Below are 11,949 nucleotides of genomic sequence, written 5' to 3' on the forward strand. Positions count from 1 at the left end.
ATTGAGTAATTGAGTAATTTTATTCAAACTCAGGCTATGGATTTCCTCGAAAAATTGGGCATACAACCAGCAAATGCAGGTGTTTCAACAGGTTCAGAATGGCTCAAAAGCAAAGGCGAACGCATCGATTCCTATTCTCCCGTAGATGGTCTTAAAACCGGCAGTGTTACTGCCGCTGATGAACATACTTATAATCAGGTAATTGATAAAGCTGTAACGGCTTTCCATGAATGGCGCATGTGGCCGGCGCCCAAACGGGGCGAAGTGGTTCGCCAGGTAGGAGAAGCACTCCGTACTTTCAAAGAACCGCTGGGTAAGCTGGTGAGTTATGAAATGGGGAAAAGTCTCCAGGAAGGATATGGCGAAGTGCAGGAAATGATTGATATATGTGATTTCGCAGTGGGACTTTCCCGTCAACTATATGGTCTGACTATGCACAGCGAACGTCCGTTGCACAGGATGTACGAACAGTGGCATCCGCTGGGTGTAACCGGCATCATTTCAGCCTTTAATTTCCCGGTAGCGGTATGGAGCTGGAACGCAGCGCTGGCATGGGTTTGCGGCAACACTACCGTATGGAAGCCCAGCGAGAAAACACCGCTATGTGGTATTGCCGTACAAAACATTATAGCAACTGTTTTCAAAAAGAACCAGGTACCCGAAGGCGTTAACTGCCTGGTGCAGGGAGGCAGGGATGTGGGAGAATGGATCAGTCATGATACACGCATACCATTGGTATCGGCCACCGGCTCCACCCGTATGGGTAAAGCATTGAATGTTGCTGTGGCAGCAAGACTGGGCAGGAGCATATTGGAACTGGGTGGTAACAATGCTATCATCATATCTAAAGATGCCGATCTTGACATGGCATTATTGGGCGCTTTGTTTGGTGCTGTGGGTACGGCCGGCCAGCGTTGCACTAGTACCCGCCGCCTCATCATACATGAAACGGTGTATGAAAATTTCAAACAAAAACTGGTGAAGGCTTACGGGCAGTTGCGCATTGGTAACCCGCTGGATACGGCCAATCATGTAGGCCCATTGATTGATAAGGATGCAGTAGCACTTTATCTTCAGTCCATTGAGCAGGCGCGCGAACAAGGCGCCCGTTTTATAGTGGAGGGCGGTGTACTTTCAGGCCCCGGTTATGAAAGCGGCTGCTATGTAAAACCCTGTATTGCCGAGGCTTCCAATGATTTCCCCATTGTACAGCACGAAACCTTCGCTCCTATTTTATACCTGATGCAATACCGCACCATCGATGAAGCCATTGCCTTGCAAAACGGCGTTCCGCAAGGTCTCTCCTCGGCCATCATGACGCTGAATATGCGAGAGACGGAACAGTTCCTTTCACATGCGGGTAGCGACTGTGGCATTGCCAATATCAACATAGGTACCAGCGGAGCAGAGATCGGCGGCGCTTTCGGCGGGGAAAAAGAAACAGGCGGAGGACGCGAGAGTGGCAGCGACGCCTGGAAAGCTTATATGCGCAGGCAAACCAACACCATCAACTGGGGTACTCAACTGCCGCTGGCGCAGGGCATCCGGTTTGATCTCTGAGATTAATCTTTCATTTAATTTGCTTTTTTCCCTGACAGCCTATTGCAAGTCAGGAAAAAACACCTTATGTTAGTAAGCAAATCTGACAGGCGTGAATCGTTTGTGAAGCAGGTTTTCCATCTCCCCCCTTAAGTGTTTTCAGCATCAACAAAAGGTTTAACGACCTGTCAGCATCTGTTCATTTTCATTGCTAACTAAACCTTTCTATTTTATGAAAAACAAGACTGTTACCCAGGGTACAGATCGAAGGAACTTTATCGGAGCTATTGCCACGAGCGCTGCTGCGATGGGCATCGGATCTTTGGTCACCCCTTTTGCTGCTGCTGCCAGCCCTACCCACAATGAAATGATCGGCGAAGCCGATGAATGGTTCAGCAAGCTCAAAGGCAAACACAAGATCGTTTTCGATGTGCCTGCTCCGCATGAAATTTTCCCCTTTGCATGGCCCAGGGTCTTTCTGCTCACCAACCAGGCCACCGGTACACCGGAAAAAGAAAACAACGTAGTGGTGATCCTTCGACACTCCGGCATTCCTTATGCTTTTGAAGACCGCATCTGGGAACAATATAAGTTCGGGGAAATGTTCAAAGTAGACGACCCCAAAACAAAAGCACCTGCTGTTCGCAATCCCTTCTGGAAACCCCAGCCCGGAGATTATAAAGTGCCGGGTATAGGCAGCGTAGACATTGGCATCGATCAATTACAGGAAAGCGGTGTAATGTTCGGCGTTTGCGATATGGCCATGACTGTATACAGCTCCGCCATGGCACAGGGAGTGGGCAAAGATCCTGCAGAAATTAAAAAAGACTGGATGTCCGGACTGCTCCCCGGTATTCAACCCATGCCTTCCGGCGTATGGGCTGTAGGCCGCGCGCAGGAACATGGTTGCGCTTATTGTTTTGTAGGATAGCTTTGCCCGCTAAGAATCGAAATACGCTTATGCATTTTTTTAGATCCCACATCACTACGCTTGTATCGGCAAGTGTAGTGATGTTTTCCTGCCGTAACAACAAACAAGAACCGCCAACTCCTGTTCAAGCAAAAACAAAGAAAGCCGCCGTATGGCAGGCTCCTGATACCAGTACTATTCCCCATTCGCCCAAAGGCGATATGATCCGGTATGGCAGGGAGTTGATTGCTCATACTGCTACCTACCTTGGCCCTAAAGGAAGTATCCGTCAACAAACCAACGGTATGAATTGCCAGAATTGCCATCTCGATGCAGGCACCAAACCATGGGGCAACAATTACAGCGGCGTATATGCTACTTATCCCAGGTTCAGGGCCAGGAGTGGTAATATGGAAACCATGGTAAAGCGCGTGAACGATTGCTTATCAAGGAGCCTGAACGGGAAACCTTTGGATAGTACCTGTCACGAAATGAAAGCCATCCTCGCTTACATGCAATGGCTGGGACGTGACGTACCAAAAGGAAAAACACCTGCAGGGAGCGGCATCAAAAAACTGGCCTATCTCAACCGCGCCGCAGATCCGCAAAAAGGGAAACAGGTGTACGAAACCAAATGCCAGCGTTGCCATGGGGCCGATGGACAAGGTATCATGCAGCCTGATCAGTCTGGATATGTATATCCCCCGCTTTGGGGACCGCATAGCTATAATACAGCCGCAGGTCTTTACCGGCTTTCCCATTTTGCAGGGTATGTAAAGGACAATATGCCTTTCGGCATCAACTACCGGACTGCCGAACTGAAAGACGAAGAAGCATGGGATGTAGCGGCATTCGTTAATTCACAACCAAGACCCGTAGCACATTTTATCAAAGACTGGCCCGTGATCGCATCAAAACCCATCGATCATCCTTTTGGTCCTTATGCCGATACCTTCAGCCAGCAGCAGCATAAATACGGGCCTTTCGGTCCCATTCAGCAAGAACAAAAGCTTAATATCCATTGAGGCTTCCACCTTTTGCAAAGAACCTGTCAATTGCTTTTTCAGTAGCCGGATCTTTTTCAAGTGGTGGTGCATGATGCGGTTTGATACGCGCATCGATCACCAGCGGTCCCTTACATCCCCAATGTTTATGAAGCGTAAATGAGGCGATGCCATAAATATCATGTGATGGATTACAGCGGGTGAAAGTAACCCAAAGATAATTGTGCATGGAAGCTGCTGTGAACGCTGCATCATCGCACAATATGATGATGGGTACACCATTCAGTTCGTCTACATGCAATTGCAATTGCTGGTTCAATATTTCTATTTCCTGTTGTGCAGTGTCATAGTCAACAAAAGGTTTGGCTTGCAGGCAAAGAACGCCGGGCATAGCCATTTCAGGATGTGAAAATATGTGGATGTCTTTTACGGGGGCTGGTACTGTTGTATCAAGTATTCGTTTGATGTCGCCACAAGCAGCCAGCACCACTTTACTGCCGGAATTGAGGCTCGCTCCGGAATAATCCAGTGTGTCAATCGTGGTATTGGTATGAAAATGCACGTCGCGCGTAAGGTCTATCCGTTCCAACAAATACATCATAAAATCCCTTACCTTATGTGTGCTGCAATGCCCCGTATCATCTGCCACAATGAACAGGAACTTAGCGAGGCTGAGCTGGCCTGTTCCCAGTATATGATTGGCAATGGTGAGCAGTTCTGCCGGTTGTTTCACGGGCATATAAGGCGTGTACCTTTCGCTGCCAATGGCCAGCAATAAGGGATGTACGCCGGCGGCATCTACCGCATGAATTTCTTTTACACCGGGGATTTCTTTTGGAATGGCATTGCCTGTAATCTCATGGATCAACTGCCCGAAGCTGGTATCTTCCTGCGGAGGTCTTCCTACTACTGTAAAAGGCCAGATGGCATTTTTCTTCGCATACACTTTGTGTACACGCATTACCGGGAAAGGATGCGTGAGGCTGTAATAACCCAGGTGATCACCAAAAGGTCCTTCGGGTTTGTTTTCGCCGGGATATACTTCACCCGTGATCACAAAATCGGCATCGGTACTGATGCAATAACCATCCCGGTAAATATAACGGAACCTGCGGGCGCCCAATACACCTGCAAAAGTCATTTCACTGATACCTTCAGGCAATGGCATAACCGCTGCCACGGTATGCGCAGGTGGTCCGCCAACAAAACAACTTACTTTTAAGGGAATACCTTTTTGATTGGCTTTGGCCTGGTGCACACCAATACCCCTGTGTATCTGGTAATGCAGTCCTGCTTCTTTATCCGGCACATAATCATTGCCCGATAATTGAATACGATACATGCCCAGGTTCGATTGCATGATACCTGGCTGATCCACATCTTCGGTGTACACCTGCGGCAGTGTAATGAAAGCACCGCCGTCTTTGACCCAGTGATGCACCTGTGGAATATCGGATAGCTTTACCTCTTCGTATAAAACAGGTTTTGAAGAAGGGTTCTTCAAAGGAAAAGCTTTGGCAGCCGCCAGCGCCGTTTGAATATGGCTGAAAGGATGTTTCAATGCTTTCAGCGGATCATTTTTGAGCGCTATCAGCTGTTGTACTTTTTCCAGCGTATCCCTGAAAATAAATTTGCTTCGATCCAGTGTGCCGAAAATATTAGATGCTGCCCTGAAACGGGATCCTTTTACATTTTCAAACAATAAAGCCGGTCCTCCCGCTTCATGCACGCGAAGATGAACTGCCGCCATTTCAAGGTAAGGATCAATTTCTTCCTTCACTCTTATAAGATGGCCGTTTCTTTCCAGGTCTGATAAACAAGATTCAAGAGAAATATACATACAGTAAAGGTAAGGAATGTCTGATCTGATTTTGAACGTCATCCCGAGCGCAGCCGAGGGATCTCATGCAACTTTCAGTAGCTCCTTCGACTCGCTTCGCTCGCTCAGGATGACGAGCAATTATACACATCAGACATTTTACGCGCTGCAGGTAATGCAGCCTTCCTGCATGGTGCAAGTGCCTCCGTTCAACAACTGATCATTTACAGCACTACCCTCTACAACCGATAACTGGTGTGTATCTACCAGGGGCTCCACGGTTTTGCCGCCTTGCTTTTCCACTGTGAACTGCACCGCTTGTGAAGCAGCTTTGGTACGCAGGTAATACATGCCTGTTTTAAGTCCTTTTCTCCAGGCGTAAAAATGCATGGAAGTAAGCTTGGCCGTGGTGGGTGCATCTACAAACAGATTAAGCGATTGTGACTGGCAGATATAAGCGCCCCTGTCTGCCGCCATATCGATCACTGCTCTTTGTTTGATCTCCCAAACAGTTTTATAGATTTCCTTGATATCATCGGGAATACCATTGATCTTTTGTATGGAGCCGTTGTGCAGCATGATCTCATTCTTCATGTCGTCGTTCCAGAGATTCAGTGCCACCAGGTCGTGCAGGAGGTGTTTGTTCACCACTACGAACTCTCCGCTCAGCACGCGACGCACATAAATATTGGAAGTATAAGGTTCAAAGCACTCATTGTTGCCCAGTATCTGTGAAGTAGAAGCGGTAGGCATGGGGGCTACCAGCAATGAATTACGGACACCGTATTTCAGCACTTCAGCTTTCAAAGTATACCAATCCCAACGAAGTGTCGGCTCTGCATTCCACATATCGAATTGGAAAATACCTTTCGATACCGGTGAGCCCGCATAGGTTTCATAAGGGCCTTCTACTTTAGCCAGGTCTTTACTGGCCGTCATCGCAGCAAAATAAATGGTCTCAAATATTTCTTTGTTGAGTTGTTTTGCTTCATCGCTTTCAAAAGGAAGGCGCAACAGGATGAATACATCAGCCAGTCCCTGTACGCCGAGGCCAATGGGACGGTGTTTGAGATTCGAAGTACGTGCTTCTTCAACAGGATAATAGTTGTAGTCGATGATCCGGTTGAGATTTTTGGTAGCTTCATACGTAACCTCATACAGCTTTTGGTGATCGAACTGCCCGTTGATCACATATTTGGGCAATGCCAGTGATGCCAGGTTACACACCGCTACTTCTTCGGGTGAAGTATATTCCATGATCTCGGTACAGAGATTGGAGCTCTTGATGGTTCCCAGGTTCTGCTGGTTGCTCTTGCCGTTGGCGGCATCCTTATATAACAGGTAAGGCGTTCCCGTTTCAATCTGTGCATCGAGAACGGCAAACCAAAGTTCCTGTGCTTTGACTGTTCTTTTTGCTCTGCCCTCTTTTTCATAACGGGTATACAATTCTTCAAACGCATCGCCCCAGCATTCGTGTAATCCGGGTGCTTCATTCGGACAAAATAAACTCCATTCTCCGTCAGCTTCCACGCGTTTCATGAACAAATCAGGTATCCAGAGCGCATAGAAGAGATCACGCGCACGCATTTCTTCTTTCCCATGGTTTTTACGCAGATCAAGGAACTCGAACACATCTGCGTGCCAGGGTTCCAGGTAAATGGCAAAAGCGCCTTTGCGTTTGCCGCCGCCCTGATCTACATACCTGGCCGTATCATTGAATACACGCAGCATGGGAATAATACCGTTGCTGGTACCGTTGGTGCCGCCAATATAGCTGCCTGTAGCACGTATCCCGTGAATAGCCAACCCAATACCACCGGCGCTTTGAGAAATACGGGCAGTTTGTTTGAGGGTATCGTAAATACCTTCAATGCTGTCGTCTTTCATGGTCAGCAGGAAACAACTGCTCATCTGCGGTTTGGGTGTTCCGGCATTGAACAAAGTAGGCGTAGCGTGCGTAAACCATCTTTCACTCATGAGGTGATAAGTTTTGATGGCGCTTTCGATATCATTTTTGTGGATACCGATGGCCACGCGCATATACATTTGTTGCGGACGCTCAGCTACTTTGCCATCGATCTTGAGCAGGTATGATTTTTCGAGTGTTTTAAAACCGAAATAATCAAAGCCATAATCCCTATCGTATATAATAGTAGAATCCAACAGCTCTGCGTTATCCTGTATGATCTGCCACACATCATCGGCAAGCAGCGGAAGATGTTTTCCTGTTTTGGTATCGGTGCATTCATACAATTGCTGCATCACTTTGGAAAACCGTTTGGTGGTATTTTTATGCAGGTTGCTCACGGCAATGCGGCTGGCCAGTAATGCATAATCGGGATGCTTTACCGTGAGTGAAGCCGCCGTTTCCGCCGCCAGGTTATCCAGTTCCGTGGTAGCCACTCCATCATACAATCCTTCAATAACTTTCTTAGCCACATCCACCGCATTCACAAACCTGCGGTCGAGGCCATAACATAATTTTTCTATGCGCGCTGTGATCTTATCGAACTTTACGCTCTCTCTTTTTCCGTTTCTCTTGATTACCTGCATGATTGTATAATTTTAATGAGTTATGGTTTGTTTTGTTTACACTATTGTCATTCCGAGCATTTTACATCGTCATCCCGAGGATGACGTGCTAAAAGTCTTCGTCCGTTGAAAATGTCTGCGCTTCTTTACCTGCAAGTACCCCTGCTTTCTGGTAGTCTCCCACCCTCTTTTCAAAGAAATTGGTCTTTCCTTCCAGGGAAATCATTTCCATGAAATCGAAAGGATTGGATGCATTGAATATTTTGGGATAACCCAGTTCAGCTACCCAACGGTCTGCTACGAATTCAATGTATTGCTGCATCAACCGCGCATTCATGCCAATGAGGTCTACCGGCAACGCTTCGGTGATGAACTCTTTTTCAATCTTTACTGCATCCGTGATGATCTCGTATACCTGCTCCTGTGACAATTTGTTTTGCAGCATGCTGTACAACAAGCAGGCGAACTCGCAATGCAGTCCTTCATCGCGACTGATCAGTTCATTACTGAAGGTGAGGCCCGGCATCAATCCTCTTTTCTTCAACCAAAAAATAGAACAGAAACTGCCACTGAAAAAAATACCTTCCACGGCTGCAAATGCTACCAGTCTCTCTGCAAAGTTTCCGTTTTCTATCCAGCGCAAAGCCCATTCTGCTTTTTTCTTCACAGCAGGAACGGTATCTATCGCATGGAATAATTTGTCTTTCTGAACAGGATCTTTGATATAAGTATCTATCAGCAAAGCATAGGTTTCGGAATGGATATTTTCCATCATGATCTGGAAACCATAGAAGCAGCGCGCTTCGGGCAACTGGACTTCACTCATGAAATTCACGGCCAGGTTCTCGTTCACGATGCCATCACTGGCAGCAAAAAAAGCCAGTACATGCGAGATGAAATGTCTTTCTCCATCGTTCAACGATTGCCAGTCTTTCAGGTCACCTCCCAGGTCTATCTCTTCTGCGGTCCAGAAACTGGCTTCGTGTTTTTTATACTGTTCCCATACTTTGGGATAATTGATGGGCAGGATCACGAAACGATCCTTGTTTTCTTTCAATAAAATTTCTTCCTGTTGCATAGTAATGTTTTTATTACTGATGCCTTGGGTTAGGGAGACGGGTCGATTACAAGAGAAGAAGGTTCCTCAACTGATGACCAGTCTTGCTTTTCACCCGAAAGCACGACAATATTCCTGGATATATGGCAGGTCTTCTGACTTACCCGATCCCTGGAGGAGCCTTCCCATTCCTGCAGGCAGGAACAGTGGCTGATTGGATTCCAGGGATACATGCCCGCTGGGGCGTCGGGTTCACAGCTACGGGGATAGTTCCGGATTCATCACCGGATTCCCTTTTAATGCAGTAAAACGCAGAACAACTATACCGCAACCATTAATCCTATAGCAACATTACTAAATCAATCTTAACATAGCCGGACAGACTTATGCACCAGTTGTTGAAAAATGTGAGAAAAGCTTATGCGACGCAGCTTTCACTTGTCTTTTTTCAATAATAGCCTTATAGATGCCAGGTGCGACAACAATACCACCGGTACCACACAGGCCGGAAGCCAGATATAGGGAAAATAAAGTACGGCTATATTTGGTTGATCCAACCCGTAGCGCTGGAAAGCGAATGGTGCAGAGAGGATGGCAATCCGTACAATATTGATCAGTAAAATCAGGCAGATGATATTCCATACCAACAGTACCCATTTATTGTATGTTTCTTTCTGGAAAGCGAGATAGTAAATGAACGGTGCCGATATACCGGATAGTATATCGAAATTCCGGCCTTCAAAAGTCATGATCTGCGGAACCACTTTATGTACCCAAAGCCATAACAATACGATCTCAACCGGAATCCTGATGATGTGCACGATAGTAAGCACTTTCAGATTCATGCCATCAATGAAAGTTCTTCCCCGTTTCGTTATAAATAAAATCAGTATCACCAACACATTGGGCAATGTGGCCAACAAAAAGGCCGGCGGCTGGGTATGGGTGTTCCGGTAATAAAATCCGGTAATGCTGATCACAGCCTGTGCAGCCAGCCAAATGAACAGGATAGATAGTACCAGGCGCGTTTTGGTGGTGGCCAGTGCAAAGAGGTAAACAGTCAGCAAGGTGGTCAAGCCGAAAACGACCCCGATATAAGAGGGCAAGGTTTCCATGATGTATTATTTAAAAGGATGAAACGGTGAGCCACCCTAATGAAGGATGGCCTCGTTCATGTATCCGAAGATTTCGCTTCCTAAAGATACTATTATGGCTGTAATTCAAGCACCATGGTTCCTTTGGCAGCGACAGAGAAATGATTACTATACGATTGACCAGTCAAAATGTCTTTCCCCCTGGCAAAACCCCTGGTGCGTTCCTGGAATTGGTCGAAATCGATAGCAGCTTCCTTATCACTGGTATTGAGCACACACATAATGGTTTGCTTGTTACTGTACCTGAAATATACATACACTCCATTAGCAAAAGGCAGGTATTGCATGGTATGTCCGGTAGTGAGCGCGGATGAATTTTGACGGTAATGTGCCAGCGTACTCACAAAATTGAATGCTTCGTTTTCTTTTTCCGAACGGCCTGATGCTTCAAATTTATTTTCCTTGTCACCAGGGAAGCCACCGGGAAAATCAAATCGTACCATTGCATCACTGGAGTTCTTTAAATTCTTCATCAATATTTCTGTTCCATAATACAATTGCGGAATGCCACGAAGGGTGAGTAATAATACAATGCCTTGCTTGTAACGATTCATATCCTCTCCTGCTACAGAATAAAAACGATCCATATCGTGGTTATCGAGGAAAATGCAATTCTTCGACGGGTCTTTGTATAAAATGTCCTGTGCCAGTGTCATGTATAGTTTGTTCACACCTTCTGTCCATCCAAAAGGCTGGTTGAGTGTAGCCAGCATGGCAAAATTCACCGGGAAATCTGTAACGCCCTGCAGGTTGTGTTTGAAAGGTACTTGCAGATTATTACGCGTAAAATAAGCGCTGCCTGTGATGGTGTTGGACCATACTTCACCAAACACCGTCAGGTTGGGATATTCTTTCAACAAAGCATCATTGATGCGGTTGAGGAATGCCTCATCGCAATACTTATAGGTATCTACCCTCCAGCCATCGATGCCGAATGTTTCAGTGGCCCAGATGGCATACTGAATTAAAAAGTTCGCTACATAAGGATTTCGTTGGTTAACATCGGGCAGGTGGGGTGTGAACCACCCGTCGAGCATTTGTTTTTTGTCTTTCGCGCTGCCATAGGCATCAAAAACGGCTTCATCGCGGTGATTGCTGCCGGTGTAAGCAGGCCATTGATTGATCCAGTCTTTTGCCGGCGGGTCCATCGCAATCCAGTGTTTGATACCGATATGGTTGTACACGGCATCCTGTATGAGTTTCATGCCCCTGGCATGGAGTGCATCTGATAATTGCAGGTAGGCCGCTTCTCCTCCATAACGTTTATCGATCTTATACTGATCGGTAAACCAGTAGCCGTGAAAGCCGCTCAGCATACCATTGGGTTCTCTTTCAAGGGGCATATCATTTTCTACTACAGGTGTCATCCACACGGTAGTCACACCCAATTCTTTGAGGTAGTTGAGGTGCTGTGTTACGCCTTGTATATCACCGCCATGGCGCATCAGTAACTGGTTTCGGTCGCAACTGGTATCGCGCATATCAGCAAAGTGATCATTTTTTGTATCTCCATTACTGAAGCGATCGGGCATGAGGAGGTAAACGAAATCTTTTGAAGTAACTCCCTGCGCAAATCTTTTGCCATTGCCTTCCCGCCTGGCTTTCAATGGCCATTGAATACTGTGTTTGCTGTTGCCATTATTGAAAGTGATGGTTACCATACCCGGCTTGGCTGTAGAAGCTATCGACAGATCCAACACCAGGTATTTGCTGTTCTCCAACTGATGCGTTTTTAGCAATTGCACACCAGGATATTGAATGCTAGGCTTTTCTTTATTGAAACCTTCTTGCATGCTTTTTACGATCAGCTGCACTTTATTCCATTGCATGCCGGTAAACCAGTTCGTGGGATATACCTGTATGTCCTGACTATAAGCAATGATGCAGGCACCAAACGCCAGTGCCAGCAGAATTGTTTTTCTCCTATCCATGTT

General features: G+C 46.6%; 8 protein-coding genes and 1 riboswitch. Of the genes, 3 read left to right on the forward strand and 5 right to left on the reverse strand.

What is annotated here, in order from left to right; genetic code table 11:
• Positions 1-36: 36 nt before the first annotated feature.
• From SEDOR53_RS0114630 to SEDOR53_RS18155, 3 genes are all read left to right on the forward strand, one after another.
• Positions 37-1,560, forward strand: a complete 1,524-nt coding sequence (locus tag SEDOR53_RS0114630) for an aldehyde dehydrogenase family protein (protein WP_026770396.1) — start codon at positions 37-39, stop codon at positions 1,558-1,560.
• A 211-nt stretch (positions 1,561-1,771) separates the two neighbouring features.
• A complete protein-coding gene (locus SEDOR53_RS0114635; protein ID WP_026770397.1) occupies positions 1,772-2,470 on the forward strand; it encodes a twin-arginine translocation signal domain-containing protein in 699 nt (232 codons plus the stop codon).
• A gap of 29 nt (positions 2,471-2,499) precedes the next feature.
• Positions 2,500-3,474, forward strand: a complete 975-nt coding sequence (locus tag SEDOR53_RS18155; protein ID WP_084220444.1) for a c-type cytochrome — start codon at positions 2,500-2,502, stop codon at positions 3,472-3,474.
• Here the strand turns inward: SEDOR53_RS18155 and SEDOR53_RS0114645 are convergent.
• The 5 genes from SEDOR53_RS0114645 to SEDOR53_RS0114670 all read right to left on the reverse strand — a co-directional run bounded on the left by SEDOR53_RS0114645 (position 3,461) and on the right by SEDOR53_RS0114670 (position 11,946).
• A complete protein-coding gene (locus SEDOR53_RS0114645) occupies positions 3,461-5,293 on the reverse strand; it encodes a UbiD family decarboxylase (protein ID WP_026770398.1) in 1,833 nt (610 codons plus the stop codon). The two genes, SEDOR53_RS18155 and SEDOR53_RS0114645, sit on opposite strands and share 14 nt — an antisense overlap.
• A 138-nt stretch (positions 5,294-5,431) precedes the next feature.
• Positions 5,432-7,825 (reverse strand): ribonucleoside-diphosphate reductase subunit alpha, encoded by a 2,394-nt coding sequence (locus tag SEDOR53_RS0114650; protein WP_026770399.1) that lies wholly within the window; start codon positions 7,823-7,825, stop codon positions 5,432-5,434.
• An 88-nt stretch (positions 7,826-7,913) separates the two neighbouring features.
• Positions 7,914-8,882 carry a ribonucleoside-diphosphate reductase small subunit gene (locus SEDOR53_RS0114655; RefSeq protein ID WP_026770400.1) on the reverse strand — a complete coding sequence of 323 codons (969 nt, stop codon included), beginning with the start codon at positions 8,880-8,882 and terminating at the stop codon, positions 7,914-7,916.
• A gap of 106 nt (positions 8,883-8,988) precedes the next feature.
• Positions 8,989-9,201: riboswitch (cobalamin riboswitch) on the reverse strand.
• A gap of 94 nt (positions 9,202-9,295) precedes the next feature.
• A complete protein-coding gene (locus tag SEDOR53_RS0114665) occupies positions 9,296-9,976 on the reverse strand; it encodes a hypothetical protein (protein WP_037361406.1) in 681 nt (226 codons plus the stop codon).
• Between the two features lie 92 nt (positions 9,977-10,068).
• Positions 10,069-11,946, reverse strand: coding sequence for a glycoside hydrolase family 13 protein (locus SEDOR53_RS0114670; protein ID WP_026770402.1), 1,878 nt, complete (start codon positions 11,944-11,946; stop codon positions 10,069-10,071).
• Between the last annotated feature and the right edge of the window lie 3 nt (positions 11,947-11,949).

The sequence above is a fragment of the Asinibacterium sp. OR53 genome (assembly GCF_000515315.1).
Classification (GTDB): domain Bacteria; phylum Bacteroidota; class Bacteroidia; order Chitinophagales; family Chitinophagaceae; genus Sediminibacterium.